General features: G+C 66.5%; 18 protein-coding genes and 2 pseudogenes. 15 read left to right on the top strand and 5 right to left on the bottom strand.

Annotated elements, in window-relative coordinates; translation table 11 throughout:
- The first annotated feature begins 132 nt into the window (after positions 1-132).
- Positions 133-1,071 (top strand): arginase family protein, encoded by a 939-nt coding sequence (locus GV832_RS00475; RefSeq protein WP_168772852.1) that lies wholly within the window; start codon positions 133-135, stop codon positions 1,069-1,071.
- Here the strand turns inward: GV832_RS00475 and GV832_RS00470 are convergent.
- The 4 genes from GV832_RS00470 to GV832_RS00455 form a co-directional block, all read right to left on the bottom strand.
- The gene (locus GV832_RS00470) at positions 1,068-2,771 is read right to left on the bottom strand and encodes a calcium-binding protein (protein WP_168772851.1); all 1,704 of its coding nucleotides are present in this window, start codon (positions 2,769-2,771) and stop codon (positions 1,068-1,070) included. The genes GV832_RS00475 and GV832_RS00470 overlap by 4 nt on opposite strands.
- Positions 2,772-2,872: 101 nt before the next feature.
- A complete protein-coding gene (locus GV832_RS00465) occupies positions 2,873-6,151 on the bottom strand; it encodes an efflux RND transporter permease subunit (protein WP_168772850.1) in 3,279 nt (1,092 codons plus the stop codon).
- 10 nt (positions 6,152-6,161) lie between these two features.
- Entirely contained in the window at positions 6,162-7,238 is a 1,077-nt protein-coding gene (locus GV832_RS00460; RefSeq protein WP_168772849.1) for an efflux RND transporter periplasmic adaptor subunit, read from the bottom strand.
- A 55-nt stretch (positions 7,239-7,293) separates the two neighbouring features.
- Positions 7,294-7,932: a TetR/AcrR family transcriptional regulator gene (locus GV832_RS00455; protein WP_168772848.1), complete on the bottom strand. Its 639-nt coding sequence runs from the start codon at positions 7,930-7,932 to the stop codon at positions 7,294-7,296.
- A gap of 223 nt (positions 7,933-8,155) precedes the next feature.
- Here GV832_RS00455 and fabF point away from each other — a divergent pair, with 223 nt between their 5' ends.
- The 14 genes and pseudogenes from fabF to GV832_RS00390 all read left to right on the top strand — a co-directional run bounded on the left by fabF (position 8,156) and on the right by GV832_RS00390 (position 21,533).
- A complete protein-coding gene (fabF, locus tag GV832_RS00450) occupies positions 8,156-9,412 on the top strand; it encodes a beta-ketoacyl-ACP synthase II (RefSeq protein WP_168772847.1) in 1,257 nt (418 codons plus the stop codon).
- The gene (gene mltG, locus GV832_RS00445; protein ID WP_168772846.1) at positions 9,412-10,590 is read left to right on the top strand and encodes an endolytic transglycosylase MltG; all 1,179 of its coding nucleotides are present in this window, start codon (positions 9,412-9,414) and stop codon (positions 10,588-10,590) included. Before fabF ends, mltG begins: the two co-directional genes overlap by 1 nt.
- 117 nt (positions 10,591-10,707) lie before the next feature.
- Positions 10,708-11,118, top strand: coding sequence for a hypothetical protein (locus GV832_RS00440; RefSeq protein ID WP_227754156.1), 411 nt, complete (start codon positions 10,708-10,710; stop codon positions 11,116-11,118).
- Positions 11,057-12,412 (top strand): DNA-packaging protein, encoded by a 1,356-nt coding sequence (locus tag GV832_RS00435; RefSeq protein WP_168773107.1) that lies wholly within the window; start codon positions 11,057-11,059, stop codon positions 12,410-12,412. The genes GV832_RS00440 and GV832_RS00435 overlap by 62 nt, the downstream gene beginning before the upstream one ends.
- A gap of 258 nt (positions 12,413-12,670) precedes the next feature.
- Positions 12,671-13,834 (top strand): annotated as a pseudogene (locus GV832_RS00430) (phage portal protein); the annotation flags it as partial.
- Positions 13,806-14,042 (top strand): annotated as a pseudogene (locus GV832_RS21870) (DUF3168 domain-containing protein); the annotation flags it as partial. The pseudogenes GV832_RS00430 and GV832_RS21870, both read left to right, overlap by 29 nt.
- Positions 14,043-14,119: 77 nt before the next feature.
- Entirely contained in the window at positions 14,120-14,533 is a 414-nt protein-coding gene (locus GV832_RS00425) for a phage major tail protein, TP901-1 family (protein ID WP_168772843.1), read from the top strand.
- Positions 14,533-14,853 (top strand): gene transfer agent family protein, encoded by a 321-nt coding sequence (locus tag GV832_RS00420; protein ID WP_168772842.1) that lies wholly within the window; start codon positions 14,533-14,535, stop codon positions 14,851-14,853. Before GV832_RS00425 ends, GV832_RS00420 begins: the two co-directional genes overlap by 1 nt.
- Entirely contained in the window at positions 14,853-15,074 is a 222-nt protein-coding gene (locus tag GV832_RS00415; protein WP_168772841.1) for a rcc01693 family protein, read from the top strand. Before GV832_RS00420 ends, GV832_RS00415 begins: the two co-directional genes overlap by 1 nt.
- The gene (locus GV832_RS00410) at positions 15,031-15,678 is read left to right on the top strand and encodes an RcGTA-type gene transfer agent tail tape measure protein (protein ID WP_168772840.1); all 648 of its coding nucleotides are present in this window, start codon (positions 15,031-15,033) and stop codon (positions 15,676-15,678) included. Before GV832_RS00415 ends, GV832_RS00410 begins: the two co-directional genes overlap by 44 nt.
- 7 nt (positions 15,679-15,685) lie before the next feature.
- Positions 15,686-16,318 carry a DUF2460 domain-containing protein gene (locus tag GV832_RS00405; protein ID WP_168772839.1) on the top strand — a complete coding sequence of 211 codons (633 nt, stop codon included), beginning with the start codon at positions 15,686-15,688 and terminating at the stop codon, positions 16,316-16,318.
- Complete coding sequence (locus GV832_RS00400; RefSeq protein ID WP_168772838.1) at positions 16,315-17,202, top strand: phage/gene transfer agent baseplate hub protein; 888 nt, start codon at positions 16,315-16,317, stop codon at positions 17,200-17,202. Before GV832_RS00405 ends, GV832_RS00400 begins: the two co-directional genes overlap by 4 nt.
- Positions 17,199-17,645 carry a C40 family peptidase gene (locus GV832_RS00395; RefSeq protein ID WP_227754155.1) on the top strand — a complete coding sequence of 149 codons (447 nt, stop codon included), beginning with the start codon at positions 17,199-17,201 and terminating at the stop codon, positions 17,643-17,645. Before GV832_RS00400 ends, GV832_RS00395 begins: the two co-directional genes overlap by 4 nt.
- Before the next feature lie 3 nt (positions 17,646-17,648).
- Complete coding sequence (locus tag GV832_RS00390) at positions 17,649-21,533, top strand: baseplate multidomain protein megatron (RefSeq protein ID WP_168772836.1); 3,885 nt, start codon at positions 17,649-17,651, stop codon at positions 21,531-21,533.
- A 72-nt stretch (positions 21,534-21,605) separates the two neighbouring features.
- Here GV832_RS00390 and GV832_RS00385 read toward each other — a convergent pair whose 3' ends face one another.
- Positions 21,606-22,805, bottom strand: a complete 1,200-nt coding sequence (locus GV832_RS00385; RefSeq protein ID WP_168772835.1) for a calcium-binding protein — start codon at positions 22,803-22,805, stop codon at positions 21,606-21,608.
- Between the last annotated feature and the right edge of the window lie 71 nt (positions 22,806-22,876).

Here is a 22,876-nt window from a genome sequence, read left to right as displayed (position 1 = left end):
GCAGGACAGGCGGCGCAGTCGGCGGAGCCCCCTTGCCCTGGGCGTGCCATCTTGTCAGGCTGCGACAAGGGGCAGGAAGGTCAGCGGGCAGGAAGTTCAGCGGGCAGGAAGTTAAGCGGGCAGGAGGTCAGCATGGCGACTTTGGGAGAAATGTTCGGTGCGGGCGGGGCTTCGACCTTCTTCGACCTGCCCGAGGCGGATTGGGCGGCCTTGTCGGCCGATATCGTGCTTTTTGGCGCAGCCGGCGCCACGCCCTATCCCTCGGTGGGCTTCTACTGCGCCGGGGGGCCCCAGGCGATCCGGGCGGCCGCGGTGGCCTATGGGGCGGCGCGGGGGCATATGCATTTCGACCTCGGCGGTCCGATGCTGCCCCCGGGCCTGCGCGTGGTCGATGCGGGCGACCTGGATCAGGACCCCCGGACGCCGGAGGCCAACCGGGGACGCATCCGGGCGGCCACCGAAACCATCCTGGCCGCAGGCGCCGTCCCCATCCTGGTCGGCGGCGACGATTCCCTGCCCATCCCGATGCTCGAGGGCCTGGCCGCGCTTGGCCGGACCCTGACCATCCTGCAGATCGACGCCCATATCGACTGGCGCGACGAGGTCCAGGGCGAGCGCCTTGGCCTGTCCTCGCCCATGCGCCGCGCCTCCGAGATGGTCCATGTCGCGCGGATCATCCAGGTGGGCCAGCGCGGCATCGGCTCGGCCCGAGTCGAGGACGTGGCAGAGGCCCGCGCCTGGGGCGTCCAGTTCGTGCCCATGGCCGAGATTGCCCGCCAGGGCCTTGGGCGAGCCTTGGCCTCCATCCCCGAGGGCGGTGATGTGGTCATCTGTCTCGATCTCGATGCCCTGGACCCCGGCATCATGCCTGCCGTCATCGGACGGACGGCGGGGGGGCTTGGCTACTGGGACATCATGGACCTGGTCGAGGGCGTCGCGGCAAAGGCGAGGATCGTGGCCTTCGACATGGTGGAATTCATGCCGGAACGCGATATCGACGGGCAGGGCGCGCTGACGGCGGCCCAGCTTCTGGCCGGGGTCCTTGGCGTCATTGCGCGGCAGCGTGGCTAGAGCAGGAAGTCCGAGGCCGTGAAGGCGATGCTTCCGGTGGCGCGGATCGTATAGTCGATCACGCTGTCTCCGTTCAGGTCCATGTGCAGCGAGGTCGTGCCACTGACGATCTCGTAGCGCAACTGCCCGGCCACATTCGAAAAGGCTGCGGTGCCGATGAAGAGGAAAGCATCGTCCGAGAGGCTGTTGACCCGGTTGGCGTCCAGCGCCGAGAGGTCGATCCGGTCCTCGACCTGCAGGAAGTCGGTGATCAGGTCGGGATTGACCTTGGACATCTCGTTCACGCGGCGAAAGCGGAAGATGTCGCCATCCGCGCCGCCGGTGAGCTGGTCGGTGCCCGTGCCGCCGTTCAGGATGTCATCGCCATTGCCGCCCGACAGCGTGTCGTTGCCGCTGTTGCCCTCCAGCGAGTCGTCCCCCGCGCTGGCGATCAGCTGGTCGTTGCCGATGGCGCCGAAGAGCCGGTTCTCGCCATTGTTGCCGGTGATCGTGTTGTTCAGGTTGTTGCCGAAGCCGTTGAAGTCGGCGCCCTCGAGCAGCGTCAGGTTTTCGAGCCCGTTGCGCAGGCGGAAGCTGGATTCGGCAAAGACCTGGTCGATGCCTGGGTCGCTCGCGTTCTCGGTGATCGGGGTCGACCCCGAGCTGACGTAATAGGTGTCGCTGTCGTCGCCGCCGGTGATGGTCTGAATGCCGAGGATGCGCCCGCCGCGCAGGTCCATGATGTCGCTGCCCGCGCCGAGATCGACGCTGCCCACCAGGGTCGCGGCATTGGTCAGCGTATCGCTGCCCGCCCCCGTGGTGATGTTGCCCTGGATCTTGCCCGCGTGGTTCGAGATCGTCACGGCTCCGCCCAGCGAGAGGATATCGCCCAGGATCGTCCCGGTGTTCGTCACGCTGGCGCTGTCGAGGTCGAGGTAGATGGCCTTGCCCTGGCCGTCGATCCGGCCGGAATTCACGATCTCGGCCGAGCTCATCAGGCTTTGGCCCCGCTCCAGCGCGATGGCGGCAGCGGCGGGATTGCCGGTGTCCACGCGGGCGAAGGTGATGGTGCCGGTGTTCAGGATATGGGGGGCGAAGTCATAGGTCTGGTTGGTCTTGCCAAAGATCACCGCGTCATGCGAGCCGGTCATTTGCCCATGGTTCACGATGCGGTCCGCGGCGCCCGAAAGGGTCACCGCCTGACGTCCGATGATCTCGCCGCTGTTGACCAGGATGGCCGAGGCCTCGGCGCCGTTCGAGGCTTCGTTGATGGCGACGCCGGTGCCCGAGGAGGAGATGAGGCCCTTGTTGTTCAGCCGCGCGCCAAGGCCCATGCCAAAGGCGGTGGGGCTGTCGAGCTGCACGGTCAGGGCGGCCGAGAGGGGCGTATTGGCTGAATAGATGCTGCCCTGGTTGTCAAGCGTCGTCACGGCGGCGCCGAGGTCTCCGGTCAGGTGGAAGCCGTAGGCGGCGGTCATCATCACGGTGGCCGTGGCGCCGATGATCACCTGGTCTCCGCCCAGGAGGTCGATGTGGCCCACGTTCATCAGCCCGTTGACCGAGACGCTGACGCCCTGGCCCGTGGCATAGATGCCGGTCTCGAAGACCGTCATCCAGCTGACGAAGGAGCTGGATGCGGTTTGCAGGAAGATGTCACCCGAGGCGAGGTTGTAGAAGATATCCGCGCCGATGTTGTTGTTGAACATCACATAGGTCGTCATCCCGGCCTCCCCGGTTGCAAAACTTTATTCAACATAAGCCAAACCCCGCAGCGAGCAAGTGTCGCGCGGGGTTGACAGGGTTAACGGGCGTGGTTTTCGGGCTATTCGGCCGCCATGCCCGGACGCAGGCGCGGCTGTTGCACCGCCTCGAGCTTGTCGCGCAAGGAGGCCTGTTCGGCCGCCAGGAGTGCGATGCGCTCGGCCAGGACCTCGTTGCCCTCGGGCTTGACCTCTTTCTCGCCCTTGCCGAAAAGCCCGCCGAAGACCTTGCCCAAGGCCCAGGAGAGGTCGTCCATCATCAGGTAGAAGGAGGGCACCACGACCAGCGAGAGCACGGTCGAGACGATGATGCCGCCGATGACCGCCGTGGCCATGGGCGCGCGGAAGGCACCGCCCTCGCCCACGCCAAGCGCCGAGGGCAGCATGCCCGCCGACATGGCGATCGAGGTCATGACGATGGGCTGGGCGCGCTTGTGGCCGGCCTCGATCACCGCGCTGACCCGGTCCATGCCGCGCGCCCGCATCTCGATGGCGAAGTCGATCAAGAGGATGGCGTTCTTGGCCACGATCCCCATCAGCATCAGGATCCCGATCATCACCGGCATCGACAGGGCCGAGCCCGTGACGATCAGCGCGATGGCCACGCCGCCCACCGAGAGAAGCAGCGAGAAGAGGATGGTGAAGGGCTGGATGATCGAGCCGAAGAGCAGGATCAGCACCGAGAGCATCAAGAGCAGGCCCAGCAGCATCGAGTTGATGAAGGAGGCGAACATCTCGGCCTGGACCTCGGAATCGCCCGAGGCCACGAGCCTGGCGGTGCCCGGCAGCTTGAGGTTCTTGGTCGCCGTATCGAAGTCCGTGCCCGCCGTGCCCAGGGCCACGCCCACTGGCAGGTTGGCCGCGATCAGGACCAGCCGCTGACGGTTGAAGCGCTTGACCGTTGCAGGGCCTTCGCCCAGCTTCACATCGGCCACGGTGGACAGGGGCACCATGGCACCGGTCTTGGTCTGGACTTTCAGGTTGGAAATCCGCGCCACATCCTCGCGGTTGACCTTGTCGAGCTGCACCCGGATCGGGATGAGCTTGGAATCGAGGCTGACCTTGGGGAGGGCCGCGTCGAAGTCACCCACGGTGGCCACGCGCACGGTCTGGGCGATGGCTGCAGCCGTCACCCCCAGCCGCGCGGCCTCGTCGGCGCGGGGCGTGATCTGAAGCTCGGGACGCGGCAGGGCGCCGTCGGCGATCACGTCTTCCAGCGTATCCACGTTGCGCAGGGCCTCGGTGATCATCCGTGCGGCGGCGTTCAGATCGGCGTCGTTGTCGGCCAGAAGCGAGTAGGAGAACTCGGGCTGCCCCCGGTCATCCAGCTTGCGGACGCGGATATCGGGGATCTGGGCCAGGCGCTTGAAGACCTCGGCCGAGATCTCGTTCTGCGGCACGGGGCGGCCCTTGTTCTCCACCTGGGGCAGAAGCGGGCCGATCAGGGGAATGCGCGAGGCGACCTGGCTGAGTTTCAGAAGCAGCGAATGGTCCAGCGGTTCGAGGATGACGTTGATCGTGGCATTGCGCACATCCAGCTCGCCCGTCGGAGAGGTGCCGCCCATGATCAGGATGTTCTGGACATGGGGGATGTCCTTGAGGCTGTCATAGATCTGGTCGGTGGCCCTGCGGGTATCCTCCAGCCGCGAGCCGGGGGGGAGCTGGGCAAAGACCGTGACGCGGCCATTGTCCTCGGGCGGCAGGAAGGAGCCCGGGATGGTCATCATCAGGCCGATCGAGCCCGCGACAGTGATGACGGCGGCCGCGAAAGTCGCGTAATACCAGCGCCGCGAGGTCGAGGCCGTGACAAAGCGCATATAGGCGCGGGTGACCGGGCCGTCGGCATGGTCATGCTCGGTCCCGCCATCCTTGGCGCGCATCAGGTAGGCCGCCATCATCGGTGTGATCAAGCGCGCCACGACCAGCGAGAAGAAGACCGCAACGGCGACCGTGATGCCGAATTGCCGGAAATATTGCCCCGGGATGCCGGGCATGAAGGAGACCGGCACGAAGACCGCGATGATGGTCGAGGTCGTGGCGATGACGGCGAGGCCGATCTCGTCGGCGGCCTCCATCGCGGCCTTGAAGGGCGATTTGCCCATCCGGATATGGCGGGCGATGTTCTCGATTTCCACGATGGCATCGTCGACCAGGATCCCGGTCGCCAGGGTCAGCGAGAGGAACGAGACCAGGTTCAGCGAGAAGCCCAGGAGGTCCATGACCCAGAAGGTCGGGATGGCCGACAAGGGCAGGGCCACGGCGGAAATCAGCGTCGCGCGCCAGTTCTTGAGGAAGACGAAGACCACGATGACGGCCAGGAGCGCGCCTTCCAGGAGGGTGGCGATCGCGGCCTCGTAATTGCCATAGGTGAATTTCACCAGGTCATCGACCTTGGTGATCTGCACCTCGGGGTAGTCCTTGGCGATGCGCTCGATTTCCTTGAAGGCGGTTTCGGCCGCCGTCACCTCGGAGGCCCCCTTGGAGCGGTAGATGCCGAAGGTCACGACCGGCGTGTCGCCCGACATGGCGAAAGAGCGCAGCTCACGCGTGGTGTCCGAGATCGTGCCGAGGTGGTCGAGGCGCACCTGCGTGCCCGAGGGGAGCGCGATGGGGGTGGCGGAGAGGCGGGCCACGTCCTGGGTGTCGCCCATGGTGCGGATCGCCTGCTCGCCCGCGCCGAACTCGGCCCGGCCCCCGCCGATATTGGCATTGGTGATCTTGAGCTGGTTCGAGACCGCCTGCGCGGTGATGCCGTAGCTGTCCAGCCGCACCGGGTCCAAGGCGATCAGGATCTCGCGGTCGGCGCCGCCCGCGATATCGACGCGGCCGATGCCGGTCTTGCCTTGCAGGCTGCGCTTGATCACCTCGTCGACGAAGGTCGAGAGGTCCTGGTAGGTGAAGGAGGACGAGGAGACGGCATAGGTCAGGATGGCCTGACCCTCGATGTCCATCTGGGTGATGTTCGGGGTTTCGACATCGGCGGGCAGGTCCTGGGCGATGCGGTCGATCGCGTCCTTGGTGTCTTGCAGCGCCTTGGCGGTGGGAACCTCCATCCGGAATTCGACCGCCATCGAGGCATTGCCGTCCGAGATGTTGGTGGTGATGTTTTTCACCCCCGCAACGCCGGCAAGCGCGTCCTCGATCACCTTGGCGACCTGGCCTTCAAGCTCGGCGGGCGCGGCGCCGGGCTGGTTGGCCGAGACCAGGATGATCGGGACGTCGATGTTCGGGAAGCGGGTGATGGGCAGGGCGTAAAAGCTCTGGATGCCGACAAGCAGCAGCATCGCAAAGGCCAGAAGCGGCGCCACGGGATTTCGGATCGACCATGCGGAGAAGTTCATCTGTCAGTCCTCAGTTCGTGGCGGGGACGGGGTTGATCTTGTCGCCGTCGGCGACGAAAGAGCCCGCGCGGGTGACGATCTGGTCGCCCACGGCCAGGCCCGAGGTGATCTCGACCCAGCCGCCCTCGCGGATGCCGGTGGTGACCACGGTGCGGTGGACCACGCCGTCCTTGACGGCCATGACCGTGGTCTCTCCCGCCTCGGAGCCGATGGCGGTGACGGGGACGGCTGTCGTCTCGCGGCTGGCCACGACGATATTGGCCTCGGCATACATGCCGGTATGGACACCCGGACCGGCCTCGATGGCGATGCGGGCGCGGCCCATGCGGGTGAGGCTGTCCACGCCGGGCTCGATCAGGCGGATCGAACCTTCAAGCGCCGCGACATCGGCGGCGAGCTGGATCTTGGCGGTCATGCCGGGAGCGAGGCGGGGCATGTCGCCCTCGGCCACATCGGCGCGCAGTTCCAGCGCGCCCTCCTTGATCAGCACGAAGAGCGGACCTCCCGCGGCCGAAGCCACGGCGCCTACCTGGGCATTGCGGGTCAGGATCACGCCCGAGACCGGGGCCTTGATCTCTGTCCGCGAGAGCATCAGGTCGACATTGGCCAGTTGGGCCATCAGCGTATCGACCTGGGCCTGGGCTGCGATCAGGGCCGCGCGGGCCTGGTCATTGGCGGAAACCGAGGTCGCGCCCTGTTTCAAAAGCGCATCCGAACGGTCGGCGGTCTTCTTGGCCTCGGCCGCCTGGGTCTGGGCCGAAGCCAGCGTCGCCTTGAGCTGGCTTTGCTGGAGCTCCCAGGTTGCGGTCGAGAGCTTGGCCAGGACCTGGCCCGCCGTCACCACCTCGCCCACATCGGCAAAAAGCGCCTCGATGGGCTGGCCCTCGACCAGGGGGGCGACGGAGACCTCTTCGACGGCGGCGATCAGGCCCGAGGCCAGCACATGGTCGGTCAGGGTGCGGGTTTCGACCTGGGAGACGGTGATCGCGGGCAGGGCCACCTCGACGGCAGGGGCTGCGGGCTCGGTCTCTTGCGCCAGGACGGGGGCGGCGGCGAGGGTCACGGCGAGGAGAAGGGCGAGGCGCATGAAAGGTCTTTCGCGAGTTCGGACGGATGAGATACGGCGGGACAAGCTTGGCGGATCAATCTGGCGCAGGTGCGGCAGAAGAGAGGATTTCGTCGAGCCGCTGGTCGATGGTCTCGGCGATCATGGCGCGGATGGCCGCGATGTCGACGTCTTCACCCGGATGGACGCAGGCGGCGGCCTTGAAGAGCGTCAGGAGGAAGGCCGCATGGGTGGAAAAGCGGCACTTCGCCTCGGCGATGGGCAGATGGGTGGCGGCGGCGAAGACGGCGACGAGCTGGCCGCGCACCTCGGTCTCGATCAGGCGATGGGCCTCGGCCACTTCGGGCGTGCGACGCGCGGCGGCGTCGATCTCGGCCCAGAGCGCGGAATCCTCCGAGCAGGTCGGCCCCATGATCCGCTCGCGCAGGCCCATGCGCAAAGCGGCCATCGGGTCGGGCGCGGCGTGGATCATGCCGAAGTCGCGGCGGATTTCTTCGGCGTCCAGGAGGACCATGGCGCGGATCAGCGCCGCCTTGGAGGGGAAATAGCGGTAGAAATTGCCCACCGACATGCCAGCCGCCCGCGCCAGGTCCTGCATCGAGGCGCCGTCGAAGCCCTTTTCCACGAAAGCCTGACGGACGGCCATGAGGATCTCGGCCTGGCGGGGGTCCACCACGGGCAGGGCATCGGCAAGGGGGGCGGGCGCGTGGTTCATCGGCTCGTGCGGTGGGAGTGAACGTTCATTCAGCGATATGACGCGCTGCGGCAAAATGTCAAGGGCCGGGGTCCCGATATGAGGCCATGGAGGCGAAAATGTTCCGACCATTTACATTCATATCAAATTTATGTCAACCGCCGGGCAGGTTGCAGGCTGCGGATTGCGCGTGTATCAGGCGGGAAAGGGCGCGGGCTCGCGCCGGTTGACAGAGAGGGGCAGGATGCGTCGCGTTGTTGTCACGGGATTGGGGATGGTGTCGCCTTTGGCCTGCGGGGTCGAGGCAACTTGGGAGCGGCTTTTGGCCGGTCAGTCGGCGGCGGGCAAGATCACCCGCTTTGACCCTGTGAACGTGCTGACGCAATATGCCTGCGAGATCCCGCGCGGCGATGGGTCGAACGGGACCTTCAATCCGGATGACTGGATGGAGCCCAAGGAACAGCGCAAGGTCGATGACTTCATCATCTATGGCATGGCGGCAGCCGTGCAGGCGGTGCAGGATTCGGGATGGGTTCCGGCCGATGAAGAAGAGCGCTGCCGGACCGGCGTCATGATCGGGTCAGGCATCGGGGGCTTGCAGAACATCGCCGAGACCGCCGTGCTGATCAAGGAGAAGGGGGCGCGGAGGGTTTCTCCGTTCTTCATTCCCGGAAGCCTGATCAACCTGGTTTCAGGGCAGGTCTCGATCCGCTTCGGCTTCAAGGGGCCGAACCATTCGGTGGTGACGGCCTGTTCGACCGGCGCCCATGCGATTGGCGATGCGGCACGGCTGATCCAGTGGGGCGATGCGGATGTCATGGTGGCGGGCGGCACGGAAAGCCCGATCTGCGAGATTGGCATCGCGGGCTTCAACGCTTGCAAGGCCCTGTCGTCCAAGCGCGCGGATGAGCCGGAGAAGGCAAGCCGCCCCTATGACGCCGACCGCGATGGCTTTGTCATGGGCGAGGGCGCGGGGATCGTGGTCCTGGAGGAATACGAACACGCCAAGGCGCGCGGCGCCAAGATCTATGCCGAGGTCCTGGGCTATGGGCTTTCGGGCGATGCCTATCACATCACCGCTCCGTCCGAGGATGGCGATGGCGGCTTCCGGTCGATGCAGATGGCCTTGAAGCGGGCCGGGCTTGGGCCCGAGGCGGTGGATTACATCAACGCCCATGGGACGAGCACCATGGCCGATACGATTGAACTAGGCGCCGTGGAGCGTTTGCTGGGCGAGCATGCGGCCAAGGCCACGATGTCCTCGACCAAGTCGTCCATCGGGCACCTTCTGGGGGCGGCGGGCGCGGTGGAGGCGATCTTCTGCATCCTGGCCATCCGTGACCAGGTGGCGCCTCCCACGATCAACCTGGACAATCCGGCGGTGACGCCGAAGCTGGACCTGGCACCCAACAAGGCGGTCAAGCGCAAAATCGACGTGGCGCTGTCCAACTCCTTCGGCTTTGGCGGGACCAATGCCAGCCTTGTCCTGGGCAAAGTCTGATGTGGCGCTCGGTCGCCTCGAATGCGCTGACGCTGTTCATCGTGGCGCTTCTGGCCCTGGGGGGGGTGATCCTCTGGGGGCAGAAGCAATACGAGGTGGCGGGGCCGCTCGGCCAGGCCATCTGCTTCAAGGTCGAACGCGGCGCCTCGATGAGTGCGGTTTCGGCGGGGCTGGAGGCGCAGGGGGCGATTTCGGATGCCAGGATCTTCCGCATCGGGACGACCTACTCGGGCAAGTCGGGGCAGCTGAAGTTCGGGAGCTATTTGCTGGAGCCCGCGATCTCGATGGCGCAGGTGGCCGAGCGGCTGACCGTGGGCGGCCAGTCGACCTGCGGCCAGGATGTCAACCTGCGCATCGGGGTGGCGGGGGCCGAGGTCATCCTGCGGTCCTATGATGCGGCGACGGCGGGGCTGGTCGAGGTGGCGAAGTTCGACCCCTCGGGCGAGGTGCCGCAGGTCTACAAGGACGCGGTCGATGACCCCGACCTGCGCTGGCGGGTGACCTTGGCCGAAGGGGTGACGAGCTGGAACATCGTCGAGGCCCTGAAGGCGGCCGACTTCCTGAGTGGCGAGATCAAGGAGGTTCCGGCCGAGGGCGTGCTGGCGCCCGATTCGTACGAGGTCTCCAAGGGCGATGACCGGGCCGCGCTGATCGCCAAGATGCAGGCGAGCCAGTCGGCGACGCTGGCCGAGGCCTGGGCCAAGCGGGCCGAGGGCCTGCCCTATGAGACGATGGAGGAGGCGCTCATCATGGCCTCGATCATCGAGAAGGAGACCGGGGTGGCGGAGGAGCGCGGCAAGGTGGCCTCGGTCTTCCTGAACCGCTTGCGCGACGGGATGCGGCTGCAGACCGATCCCACGGTGATCTATGGCGTGACCAAGGGGCAGGGGATCCTGGGCCGGGGCTTGCGGCAGAGCGAGCTGAAGCGGGAGACGCCTTGGAATACCTATGTGATTCAAGGGCTTCCCGCGACGCCGATCTGCAACCCGGGCAAGGCCGCCATCGAGGCCGCGCTGAACCCCGAGACGACGGATTTCTTCTATTTCGTGGCCGATGGGACGGGGGGCCATGCCTTTGCCTCGACCCTGGAAGAGCACAACAAGAACGTCGCCAAGTGGCGCGCGCTGGAGGCGGCGGGGGCCGAGGGCGATGGCTCGGGGACGGGCGACGGCAACTGAAACCGGGGGGTGTTGCGTCGGGTGGTTAACAAGAGGTTAACGCCCCGCACGCTAAGTCGCTGATATCATTCGATTTTTCGTTTGACTTTCCGAACGGTCCATGGCATATGTTTGGACATGATGGAAGAGGTGGGCAAGCGGCCCGGGTACAGCGCCCGGCGCCGCTTTTCCTTTTCCGGCTATGGGAAGGCAGGTCCATCAGGCATGAGCATACATTTCGCAGCCGGGGATGAAGACCCCGTCGATCTGGCAGAGGTGACCGAAACGCTCCTCAGGGAGGCGGCCGAGGAATTGGCGCGCGCCTTGAAGAAGGTGAAGGACGGCACCTTGGCCGATGTCAAAAAAACGCCAGCGCTGGCCCGCGATCTGCGGGACGCTTTCGAGTTGATGCAGGAAGAGAGGGGCCGTTTTGATAAACTCCGCAAACAGGCTGCCGGGACTGTCGGAACCCGCGCGCTCGACTTTTCTGCCGCCCGGGACGAGATCGGGCGCCGCCTGGCTTGCCTCCGCGACGCAGGAGAAGGTTGACGAGTTCCTGGGCGGGCTGTCGGACAATGCGCTTCTGTCGCTGCCCTGGCTCTTCGAATTCTGGGCGCTGCCGCATCAGTTGCCGCCGCCGGGGGCCTGGAAGACCTGGGTGATCATGGGGGGCCGGGGCGCGGGCAAGACAAGGGCCGGGGCGGAATGGGTCAGGTCCCAGGTCGAGGGGCCGACGCCGGAGGCTCCGGGCCGGGCACGCCGCGTGGCGCTGGTGGGCGAGACGGTGGACCAGGTCCGCGAGGTCATGATCATGGGGGACAGCGGGATTCTCGCGTGTTCTCCGCCCGATCGACGGCCGGAGTGGCAGGCGACGCGGAAACGGCTCGTCTGGCCGAACGGGGCGGAGGCGATGGTTTTCAGCGCCCATGACCCGGACAGCTTGCGGGGGCCGCAGTTCGATGCGGCCTGGGTGGACGAGCTGGCCAAGTGGAAGAAGGGCCAGGAGACCTGGGACATGCTGCAATTCGCGCTGCGGCTGGGGGAGCATCCCCAGCAGGTGGTCACCACGACGCCGCAGAATGTGGCCGTCCTGAAGGCGATCATGAAGAACCCCTCGACGGTCAGCACCCATGCGCCGACCTCGGCCAACAAGGCTTACCTGGCCAAGAGCTTCCTCGAGGAGGTCACGGCGCGCTATGCCGGGGACAGCCTGGGGCGGCAGGAGCTGGAGGGCGAGCTGTTGGAGGACCTGGAAGGGGCGCTTTGGAGCCATCATCGCCTGGATGCGATCCGGGTGGAGGAGGTGCCTCGGCTGAACCGGATCGTGGTGGCGGTGGACCCGCCGGTGACCTCGACCAAGGCCTCGGACGAATGCGGCATCGTGGTCGTGGGCGCCATGACGGAGGGGCCGGTCAACACCTGGCGGGCAGTCGTCCTGGAGGATGCCTCGGTCAAGGGAGCCTCGCCCGATGGCTGGGCCCGGGCGGCGGTGGCGGCGATGGAGCGGCACAATGCCGACCGGATGGTCGTGGAGACCAACCAGGGCGGCGAGATGGTCGAGCAGGTGGTCAGGTCCATCGATCCGCTGGTGCCCTTCAAGCGGGTGACGGCGACCAAGGGAAAATACTTGCGGGCCGAACCGGTGGCCGCGCTTTACGAACAGGGCCGGGTGGCCCATGTGCGGGGGCTGGCCAAGCTGGAAGAGCAGATGTGCCAGATGACCCATGCGGGCTATCAGGGCAAGGGCTCGCCGGACAGGATGGATGCGCTGGTCTGGGCCTTGACCGAGGTGCTGATCGAAGGGTCCAAGGGCATCGGCAAGCCGCAGGTGCGCGGGCTTTAGGCCGGTTGTCTCCGGCGGGCTTGCGCCCTTGTCGACTACCGGCGGAGGCCGCGGGGGCTTTCGCCCCCCGGACCCCCCAACTTGGGGGGAGCACGCTCCCCCCAAGGACCCCCGTGGATATTTTTCGACCAATGAAATGGGTTGGGCGGGTCGCCTGACCTTTGGGGGCCGCTTCGGCGGGCCTTGGGCTGCGCCTTTGGGGGCGCGGCACTGGACAGGTTTGGCCGTCGGGCGGCCCTGCAATCAAGGAGAGGCTGAATGGTCCTGGATTTTCTGAGGCGCGGCGCGGGGTCTCCCGTGGTCGAAAAGAAGGCCTCCGCCGTCGGGCGGGTGGTGGCTTGGGGCTCCTCGGGGCGGGTGGCTTGGTCGCCCCGGGATGCGGTGAGCCTGATGAAATCGGGCTTCCTGGGCAATCCCATCGGGTTCCGGGCGGTCAAGCTGATCTCGGAGGCGGCGGCGGCCTTGCCTTTGGTCTTGCAGGACCAGGGGCGGCGCTATGACCTGCATCCGGTGTCCGAGCTGATCCGGCAGCCCAATGCCCACCAGGGGCGGGCGGAACTGCTGGAGGCGCTTTATGGGCATCTGCTCTTGACCGGGAATGCCTATGTCGAGGCGGTGCCGGGAACGGGCGCGCTGCCGGGGGAGCTGCATGTCTTGCGCTCGGACCGGATGAACGTGGTGCCGGGGGCGGATGGCTGGCCTGCGGCCTATGACTATGTCGTCAACGGGCGGACGCATCGCTTTGCGGTCTCGGCGGAATATCAGCCGATCTGCCATATCAAGAGCTTTCATCCGCAGGACGACCATTACGGGCTCTCGCCCATGCAGGCGGCGGCGGTGTCGGTGGATGTCCATTCCTCGGCCGCGACCTGGTCCAAGGCGCTGCTGGACAATGCGGCGCGGCCTTCGGGCGCCATGGTCTTCAAGGGGACCGATGGGGCGGGGACGCTGACCAACGAGCAATACGAGCGGCTGGTGGGCGAGATCGAGGCCCATCACCAGGGCGCGCGGAATGCGGGGCGGCCGATGCTGCTGGAAGGGGGCTTGGACTGGAAGCCGATGGGGTTCTCTCCCAGTGACATGGAGTTCCATGAGACGAAGCTGTCGGCGGCGCGGGAGATCTGCATCGCCTTTGGCGTGCCGCCCATGCTGATCGGCATTCCGGGGGATGCGACCTACGCCAATTACCAGGAGGCCAACCGGGCTTTCTTCCGCCTGACGGTTCTGCCCCTGGCAACGCGGGTGACGGCGGCTTTGTCGTCCTGGCTGAGCGGTTTCACCGGCGAGGCGGTCGAGCTGAAGCCGGACCTGGACCAGGTGCCGGCGCTGGCCGTGGAACGTGACCAGGTTTGGGCACGCGTCGCGGGGGCGGACTTCCTGACGGCGGATGAGAAGCGGGCGCTTCTGGGCCTGCCATGTGTTCACCGTCTCGGTCATCAGCGATGCCAATGGCTTCATGACGGCCAAGACGGTCGCGGCCGAGGTCTCGGATGCCCTGGTCGGTGCGCAGCTGACCCTGACCCGGGGCGCGCTTGTGGGGCTTTATTTCCTGCGCGCCACGGCCAAGCGCCTGAACACCGGGGACGCCCGGCGGATCGACCTGACCTTCCGGGCGCGTGTCGCCTTCTGATCGATGTTTGCCCGCCTGGTTTCGACACGGGATTTCGCCGTGTCGGACGGGCTCCAATCAACCTTACGGAGTAAGACATGGCTGTTCAAAGCGGCAAGGACCTGCTGATCAAGGTCGATCAGACGGGGAGCGGGAGCTATGAAACGCTGGCGGGGCTTCGCGCCACGCGGCTGACCTTCAACGCCGAAACCGTGGATGTGACGACGCTGGAAAGCTCGGGCGGCTGGCGGGAACTGCTGGGCGGCGCCGGGGTGAAATCGGCGGCGCTGTCGGGGTCGGGCGTTTTCCGCGATGCCAATACCGACGCAAGGGCGCGGCAGATCTTCTTCGACGGGGTGATGCCGAATTTCCAGGTCGTCATCCCCTCGTTCGGAATCGTCGAGGGCGCCTTCCAGATCACCTCGATCGAATATGCGGGCACCTACAACGGCGAGGCCACCTATGACATGGCCCTGGCCTCGGCGGGCGCCCTGACCTTCACGGCGCTCTGATGGCCAATCCTTTCACCGGAGAGGTGACGCTGCACCTGGACGGCGTGCCTCATGTGGCCAAGCTGACGCTGGGGGCCCTGGCCGAGTTGGAGGATCAGCTTGGCGCGGGCAGCCTGATCGAGATGATCGCGCGGTTCGAGAGCCACAAGTTCTCGACCCGCGATGTCCTGATGCTGGTCGTGGCGGGCTTGCGAGGCGGTGGCTGGCAGGGGACGGCGGCGGACCTCTTGAAGGTCGAGATCGGCGGGGGACCCCTGGTGGCGGCCAAGGTCGCGGCGATGCTGCTGGCGCGGGCCTTTTCGGTGCCGGGTGAGAGCTGATGGATTGGCCGGGCCTGATGCGGGCGGGGCTTTTCGAGCTTCGGCTGACGCCCGAGGTCTTCTGGAAGCTGACGCCCATCGAACTGCGGATCATGCTCGGGGCGGACAAATCCGCCCCGGTGCTCACTCGGGCGCGGCTGGAAGAGCTGGCGGCCCTTTTCCCCGATGGAGAGCCCAATGGCGGAAGTGACAGAACTGACGGACCAGATCGCGGCGCTTGAGACGACGCTGACCGGGACGGTGGGCATGGTTTCGACCTTTGAAGCCGAGCTGTCCAAGATGCAGGAGAGCCTGGTCTTCACCGGACGCGAGGTCAGCACCCTGGCCTCGGGCTTCAGCAACGGGCTGACGCGGGCCTTCGGCGATGTGGTCTTCGGTGGCTCGCGGCTGGATGATGCCCTGCGGGGGCTGGCCAGGAGCATGACCCAGACGGTCTTCAACACGGCGCTGAAGCCGGTGAGCAACGCGGTCGGCGGGTTCCTCGCCGGTGGGTTGAACTCGCTTCTGGGCGGGGCCTTTGCCAATGGCGGGGCGTTTTCCTCGGGTCGGGTGATGCCCTTTGCGCAAGGCGGCATCGTGAGCTCTCCGACGGCCTTTGGCATGCGGGGCGGCACCGGGCTTATGGGCGAGGCGGGGCCCGAGGCGATCATGCCCTTGACCCGTGGCGCCGATGGCAAGCTGGGCGTGCGCGCCCAGGGCGGAGGCGGCGGCGTCACAGTGGTGATGAACATTTCGACCCCGGATGTGGCGGGTTTCCAGCGCAGCCAGAGCCAGATCGCGGCCCAGGCCATGCAGGCCCTGTCGCGCGGCAACCGCAATCGGTGAGGCAAAGATGGCATTTCATGATGTGAGATATCCGACGAACCTCTCTTTGGGGTCGAGCGGCGGCCCGGAGCGCCGGACCGAGATCGTGACCCTGGTCAATGGGTTCGAAGAGCGCAACTCTCCCTGGTCGGACAGCCGCCGCCGCTACGATGCGGGGGCGGGGATGCGGTCGCTGGATGACCTCGACACGCTGATCACCTTTTTCGAGGCGCGGCGCGGGCAGTTGCATGCGTTCCGCTGGAAGGACTGGGCAGATTACAAGACCTGCCGGCCGTCGCTGGTGGTCAGTGCGACCGATCAGGTCATCGGCACGGGAGATGGGACGCGGGTGACGTTTCAGCTTTCGAAGACCTATGCCTCGGGTTCGGGGAGCTGGACGCGGGTGATCACCAAGCCGGTGGCCGGGACGGTGAAGATCGCCGTCAATGGGTCGGAGCGGGTGCCGGGGGCGGATTTCTCGGTGGATGCGACGACGGGGGTTGTGACGCTGCAACTGCCGCCCGCGGTGGGGGCCACGGTCACGGCGGGCTGCGAGTTCGACGTGCCGGTGCGCTTTGACACCGACCGGATCGCAGTCACCATCGCCACCTTTCATGCAGGCGAAATCCCGCAGGTTCCGGTGATCGAGGTGCGGATATGAGCGCGCGCGACGATCTTCTGACGCATCTGGGGACGGGGATCTCGACGGTCAGCACCTGTTGGGCGGTGACACGCAAGGATGGGCTGGTCCTGGGCTTTACCGATCATGACCGCGACCTGACCTTCGAGGGGGTCACGTTCAAGGCGGCCTCGGGCATGACGGCGCGGACCTTGCAGCAGACCAATGGCCTGTCGGTGGACAATACCGAGGCCATGGGCGCGCTGTCGGATGCGGCGGTGACAGAGGAGGACCTGATCGCCGGGCGCTTCGACGGGGCCGAGGTCGAGAGCTGGATCGTCAACTGGCAGGATGTCAGCCAGCGGATGAAGAGCTTTCGCGGGGCCTTTGGCGAGGTTGTCCGGTCCTCGGGCGCCTTCCGGGCCGAGTTGCGCGGGCTGGCCGATCAGCTGAACCAGGTCCAGGGGTTGAGCTATCAGCGCTCGTGCTCGGCGGTTCTGGGGGATGGGCGGTGTCGCTTTGACCTGGACCAGGCGGGGTTCTCGCTGGAGACCGTGATCCTGGGGATCGAGAGCCCGGGGGTCTACCGGATCGCCCGCGCGCCCTCGATCACCGAGGGCTGGTTCGACCGGGGGCGGGCGCGGATGCTGAGCGGCGGGTCCGAGGGTCTGGTCGGGTTGGTGAAGTTCGACCGGGACGATGTGGCGACGCGGCGCATCGAGCTTTGGGTGGATTTCGGCGTGGCTCCGGTGGTGGGCGACGTCATCCGGCTGGAGGCGGGTTGCGACAAGATGGCGGCGACCTGCCGGGGAAAGTTCAACAACTTCCTGAACTTTCGGGGCTTTCCGCATATCCCGGGTGAAGACTGGATGACCTCTTACCCGATTTCCAGCGGGGCCAATGATGGGGAAAGCCTGTTCAAATGACAGAAAACATGGGGCGCCCCGATGTGGTGGCCGAGGCGCGGGACTGGATCGGGACGCCCTATCTGCACCAGGCCTCGTTGAAGGGGGTTGGGTCGGATTGCCTGGGGCTGCTGCGTGGAGTCTGGCGGGCGCTTCTGGGCACCGAGCCCGAGGCCATGCCGCCCTATACGGTCGACTGGTCGGAGGCGCGGCGCGACGAGGTCATGCTGGAGGCCGCGCGGCGCTGGTTGCTGCCGGGCGGCCCGGACTTCAAGGCGGGTGACGTTGTGGTCTTTCGCATGCTGCAGGGCTTTGTCGCAAAGCATCTGGGCATCGTGGGCGAGGGCGGCGCGGCGCCGCGCTTCATCCATGCCTATACCGGGCACGGCGTGGTTGAAAACGCGCTGACGGCCCCTTGGGTCCGGCGGATTGCCGGGCATTTCGTTTTCCCCAAAGGAGACTGAGACATGGCGACGATTCTTCTGTCGGCGGCAGGGGCAGCTTTGGGGTCCGGCTTTGGCGGGACGGTCCTGGGTCTTTCCGGAGCCGTGATCGGGCGGGCCGTCGGGGCCACCATCGGGCAGGCCATCGACCAGCGCATCCTTGGCGCCGGTTCGGCCCCGGTGGAACAGGGGAGGATCCAGCGCTTTCCCCTGACCTCGGCCAGCGAGGGTGCGCCGATCCCCCGGGTCTGGGGGCGGATGCGGGTTTCGGGAGAGGTCATCTGGGCCACGCGGTTCCTCGAGACCGCGAATCGGTCGCAGGGCTCCAAGGGCTCGCCGCGCCCGGCTTCGACCAGCTACAGCTATACGATCAGCCTGGCGATTGCGCTTTGTCAGGACGAGGCGCGGCGGCTGGGGCGCGTCTGGGCCGATGGGATGGAGGTGCCCAAGGGCAGCCTGGACCTGCGCTTCTATCCGGGCTCCGAGGACCAGATGCCCGATCCCAAGATCGAGGCGGTCGAAGGGGCAGGGCAGGCGCCCAGCTATCGCGGCGTGGCCTATGTGGTGATCGAGGACCTGGACCTGAGCCGCTTCGGCAACCGGGTGCCGCAATTCACCTTTGAAATCTTCAAGGGCACACAGGAAGCTGCGGCCGACCTGGCCGACGTGGTCAAGGGTGTGGCACTGATCCCCGGGACGGGGGAATATGCGCTGGCGACGACTCCGGTCAGCTTCAACGACGGGCCGGGGGTCAGCCTTTCGGTCAATGTTCACACGCTGGAAGACCGCACGGACTTCTCCCAGTCTCTGGACCAATTGGGCGAGGAACTGCCTCGGGTCGAGTCGGTCTCGTTGGTCACCAGCTGGTTTGGCGACGACCTTCGTGCGAGCCAATGCAAACTGCGTCCCAAGGTGGATCAAGCGGCGACGGATGGAGCCGAGATGCCCTGGAGGGTCTCGGGCCTGACACGGGCCACGGCGCAGGTTCTGCCCTCGGTCGGGGGCAAGGTGATCTACGGCGGCACGCCGACCGATCAATCGGTGGTCGAGGCAATCCAGGCGATCCAGGGCGCCGGCAAGGCCGTGATGTTCTATCCCTTCGTGCTGATGGAGCAAATTGCGGGCAACACTCTGCCGGACCCCTGGTCGGATGCGGGGACCCAGCCCGTTTTGCCCTGGCGCGGCCGGATCACGTTGTCGGTTGCGCCGGGTCGCGCCGGGTCGCCCGATGCGACGGCAGCGGCCGAGGCCGAGGTTGCGGCTTTCATGGGAAGCGCCCTGCCGTCGCAGTTCAGCCATGCCTCGGGCGAAGTCGTCTACACCGGGACCGAAGATTGGGGCTATCGCCGTTTCATCCTGCACTATGCGCATCTTTGCGCGCTGGCGGGTGGGGTCGATGCCTTTTGCGTCGGCTCCGAACTGCGGGGCCTGACGCAAATCCGCGGGACCGGAGGCAGCTTCCCCATGGTCGAGGCGTTGCGGCAACTGGCGGCCGATGTGCGCGGCATCCTGGGTGCCGGAACCAAGATCAGCTATGCGGCGGACTGGTCGGAATATGGGTCATACCAGGTCGACGGGAACCTCTATTTCCCGCTCGATGCCTTCTGGGCCGATGCCAATGTCGATTTCGTTGGGATCGACAACTACATGTCCCTGTCGGATTGGCGCGATGGGTCGGACCATCTGGATGCGTCCTACGGGTCGATCTACAACCTCGACTATCTCAAGGCCAACGTGGCAGGGGGCGAGAACTATGACTGGTTCTATGCCTCGGATGTCGCGGCGGCTGCCCAGTTGCGCCAGCCCATCGAAGATGGCGCTTACGGAGAGGCTTGGGTCTATCGGAAAAAGGATCTGACGGGATGGTGGAGCCATGCGCACCATCCCCGTATCGCGGGTGTGCGGCAGGCGACGGCGACGGGCTGGGTGCCGGGGTCGAAGCCGATCTGGTTCACGGAATACGGCTGCGCGGCCATCGACAAGGCGACCAACCAGCCGAACCTGTTCCTTGACGCCTATTCCTCGGAATCGGCGCTGCCCCGCGCATCGAACGGGAGGCGCGATGACCTGATCCAGCTGCAATACATGCGGGCTGTGAACGCCTATTGGGGTGACGCAGCCAACAATCCGGCGGCGACCCTCTACAGCGGTCGCATGCTGGACATGTCGCGGGCCCATGTCTGGGCCTGGGATGCGCGGCCCTTCCCGCAGTTCCCGACCGATGGTGACCTGTGGTCGGATGGCGTTAACTATGCGCATGGCCACTGGCTGAACGGGCGCACCGGAGGATTGCCGCTTTCGGCGCTTGTCGCTGATATTTGCGGCGATGCCGGGCTGGTGGACGGCATCGATGCCTCGGGAGCCCATGCCCTGGTGCGGGGCTATACGGTCAACGACATTGGTTCGGCGCGCCAGGCGCTGCAGCCCCTGGTTACGGCCTATGGACTGAACATCGCCGAGCGCGAGGGCGTTCTGCGGTTCACGCTGCGCAGCGGTCTTGCGGCGACCTCGCTCGACCGGGCCGAGCTGGCGATCTCGTCCGACCTGGACAGCGGGATCGAGGCCGCGCGGGCCAGCGTGGTCGAGACCCCGGGCCGGATCCGGCTCAGCTATGTCGAGGCCGAAGGGGACTATGAGACCCGCAGCGCCGAGGCGATCTTCCCCGATGAGACCTCTTCGGCGGTTGCGGGCTCGGAGTTGACCCTGCAACTGACCAATCCCGAGGCGCGCACCATCGCCGAGCGCTGGCTGGTCGAGTCGCGCGTGGCAAGGGATGGGGTGCGGCTGGGTCTGCCGCGCTCCATGCTGGGGATCGGGGCGGGGGATCTCGTCAAGCTTGATGGCCAGTCCTACCGCATCGACAAGGTCGAGGCGGGCGAGCAGCTCTTGATGGAGGCCGTCCGGGTCGATCAGGGCGCCTATCTTCCGGCCGAGGATATCGACTCCACCACCTCGCGCGCGGCGGTCCGTGCGGCCGCCTCGCAGGTCTTCCCGCTGTTCATGGATCTTCCTCTCCTGACCGGCAGCGAAGACCCTGTCGCGCCCCATGTCGCGGCGACGGTCAGCCCATGGTCTGGTTCGATCGCGGTCTGGAGTTCGGCCAGCGTCGATGGGTTCTCGCTGAACCGTGCCCTGGACGTGCCCTCGATCCTGGGCATCACCATGACCGAGATCGCCTCGGCGCCTTCGGGCGTCTGGGACCGGGGGCCTGCCCTGCGGGTCAAACTGTCTTCGGGCACGCTGTCTTCGGCCTCGGAGGACGATGTGCTGAACGGGGTCAATGTGGCGGCCATCGGGGATGGGACGGCGGGCAACTGGGAGATCATCCAGTTCCAGGAGGCCACCCTCGTCGCGCCGCGCACCTATGACATCCGCGTGCGGCTGAGGGGGCAGGCGGGGACGGATGGTGTGGCGCCGGACCATTGGCCGGCGGGCAGCTACTTCGTGCTGCTGGATGGCGCGGTGCCGCAAATCGACTTGCCGCTCTCGGCTCGGGGGCTGACGCGGAATTACCGGGTCGGCGCCCTGGAGCGGGGTTTTGCCGATGCCAAGGTCGTCAGCCGAAGCCTGGCCTTCGACGGCATCGGATTACGACCCTACTCGGTTTCGCATCTCGAGGCCACGGGGGCGGTGGGAGGGTTGATCCAACTGGCCTGGATCCGGCGGACCCGGATCGACGGCGACAGCTGGCAAAGCGTTGAAGTGCCGCTGGGGGAAGAAAGCGAGCTCTACGAGATCACGGTCTCGCAAGGCACCACGGTCCTGCGGCAAGAGGTCAGCGCCTTGCCCGCCTGGGCCTATACGCCGGTGATGCAGGCCGAGGATGGCGTGACCGGAGCGGTGACGATCGCGGTGGCCCAGGTCTCGACCCGGTATGGGGCAGGGCCTGCGGTGACGGTCACGGTCTGAAGCCAAGGGCGCAAAACACAAAGGGGCGGCGGGGATTTCCCTGCCGCCCCTTTTTTCATGTCCAAATGGGGGTCAGACCAGCAAGAGATCGCTGGCCGACAGCGTCGCCAGGCCCTGGAAGCGGATCATCATGTCGCAAGTCCCATCGCCCGTGGTGTCGATCCGCAAGGCCAGCCCGTCGTAATGGGCCGAGGCTCCGGAGGCCGAAAATCCCCCCGTCTCGAAAGAGATCGGCCCCAGATCGGTCAGGTCGATCTTGTCGATGCCCGAGACGAACCCCTGGACGAGATCCGCCGTCATGGCCGTGGCCCCGCTGTCGCCGCTGCGCAAGACGATCACGTCGCAGGCCTGCACGGTCTCGGTCAGCACGAAGCGATCCGCCCCCGCGCCGCCTTCGAAGAGGTCGGCGCCCTCTTCGCCCAGCAGCCGGTCCGCCCCCGCTCCGCCGTAAAGACTGTCCGCCCCCGTGCCGCCGCGCAGGAAGTCGGCGCCGTCGCCGCCCGACAGCAGGTCCGCGCCTTCGCCACCAAGGACCCGGTCCGCATCCGCCCCGCCGTAGAGACTGTCCGCCCCCGCGCCGCCTTGCAGCAGGTCCGCGCCCGCTTCGCCCATGATGCTGTCGTTGCCACCGTCGCCCAGGAGCGCGTCGCTTCCCATGCCGCCGTGGATCGTGTCGTTGCCGATACCCGCCGAGACCCGGTCATTCCCGGCTCCCATCAACCAGAGCTCGTGCTCCGCCCCCGTGAAGACCGCGCTATAGGCGCCGCTTTCCAGCCTGTCGTCCTGCGCCGTGCCCTGGAAGGCCACCACCCCATTGACGAAGTAGTTCACCCAGGCCGCAACCTTTTCCACCGTCCGGCTCAGCGCGCCATCCTCGTTCAGGAACTTCCCCCCCACCGTGGCGAAACCGAAGTGGAACATCCCGTCGGCCACGGTGTCGACGAAGTTCCGGCCCTTGAAGGTGAGGCTCCCGCCATCGCCCTGAAGCAGGTGAAACCCGGTCTCCGCCCAGCTGGCATCGTCGCCATGGGCCAGTTGGAACTGGGCGAAGAGCCCGGGATCGGCCTGGATCGTGGCCGAGACCGCCTGGATGTCGGTCACCGAGATCAGTCCATCGGCATTCGCGCCAAGCCCATCCAGCGTCTGCGCCAGCAAGTTGGACAGCGTGGTGGCCGCAGCCAGGCCCTGGGCCAGATCAGAGCCAGAGACCGACGCTGCGAGCCCCGGGTCGGCTGCGAGGGCATCGGGAATGCTGGAAAGATCGATCGACATGGGTGCCTCCGAGGGTTGTTATGACCCAGTCTGGATCGGCGGCACCCATGGCGGCCAAGGGTTCGAATTGT

Origin of the sequence: Stagnihabitans tardus (assembly GCF_009925085.1) — a bacterium.
Lineage (GTDB): Bacteria > Pseudomonadota > Alphaproteobacteria > Rhodobacterales > Rhodobacteraceae > Stagnihabitans > Stagnihabitans tardus.
Note: the sequence above shows the minus strand (reverse complement) of the source record. Positions and strands in the feature narration are given on the sequence as shown.

Excerpts from the sequence above, each read along its gene's own strand:
- GV832_RS00475 (WP_168772852.1), top strand. The coding sequence starts at position 133 with ATGGCGACTTTGGGAGAAATGTTCGGTGCGGGCGGGGCTTCGACCTTC.
- GV832_RS00470 (WP_168772851.1), bottom strand. The coding sequence starts at position 2,771 with ATGACGACCTATGTGATGTTCAACAACAACATCGGCGCGGATATCTTC.
- GV832_RS00465 (WP_168772850.1), bottom strand. The coding sequence starts at position 6,151 with ATGAACTTCTCCGCATGGTCGATCCGAAATCCCGTGGCGCCGCTTCTG.
- GV832_RS00460 (WP_168772849.1), bottom strand. The coding sequence starts at position 7,238 with ATGCGCCTCGCCCTTCTCCTCGCCGTGACCCTCGCCGCCGCCCCCGTC.
- GV832_RS00455 (WP_168772848.1), bottom strand. The coding sequence starts at position 7,932 with ATGAACCACGCGCCCGCCCCCCTTGCCGATGCCCTGCCCGTGGTGGAC.
- fabF (WP_168772847.1), top strand. The coding sequence starts at position 8,156 with ATGCGTCGCGTTGTTGTCACGGGATTGGGGATGGTGTCGCCTTTGGCC.
- mltG (WP_168772846.1), top strand. The coding sequence starts at position 9,412 with ATGTGGCGCTCGGTCGCCTCGAATGCGCTGACGCTGTTCATCGTGGCG.
- GV832_RS00440 (WP_227754156.1), top strand. The coding sequence starts at position 10,708 with ATGATGGAAGAGGTGGGCAAGCGGCCCGGGTACAGCGCCCGGCGCCGC.
- GV832_RS00425 (WP_168772843.1), top strand. The coding sequence starts at position 14,120 with ATGGCTGTTCAAAGCGGCAAGGACCTGCTGATCAAGGTCGATCAGACG.
- GV832_RS00420 (WP_168772842.1), top strand. The coding sequence starts at position 14,533 with ATGGCCAATCCTTTCACCGGAGAGGTGACGCTGCACCTGGACGGCGTG.
- GV832_RS00415 (WP_168772841.1), top strand. The coding sequence starts at position 14,853 with ATGGATTGGCCGGGCCTGATGCGGGCGGGGCTTTTCGAGCTTCGGCTG.
- GV832_RS00410 (WP_168772840.1), top strand. The coding sequence starts at position 15,031 with ATGGCGGAAGTGACAGAACTGACGGACCAGATCGCGGCGCTTGAGACG.
- GV832_RS00405 (WP_168772839.1), top strand. The coding sequence starts at position 15,686 with ATGGCATTTCATGATGTGAGATATCCGACGAACCTCTCTTTGGGGTCG.
- GV832_RS00400 (WP_168772838.1), top strand. The coding sequence starts at position 16,315 with ATGAGCGCGCGCGACGATCTTCTGACGCATCTGGGGACGGGGATCTCG.
- GV832_RS00395 (WP_227754155.1), top strand. The coding sequence starts at position 17,199 with ATGACAGAAAACATGGGGCGCCCCGATGTGGTGGCCGAGGCGCGGGAC.
- GV832_RS00390 (WP_168772836.1), top strand. The coding sequence starts at position 17,649 with ATGGCGACGATTCTTCTGTCGGCGGCAGGGGCAGCTTTGGGGTCCGGC.
- GV832_RS00385 (WP_168772835.1), bottom strand. The coding sequence starts at position 22,805 with ATGTCGATCGATCTTTCCAGCATTCCCGATGCCCTCGCAGCCGACCCG.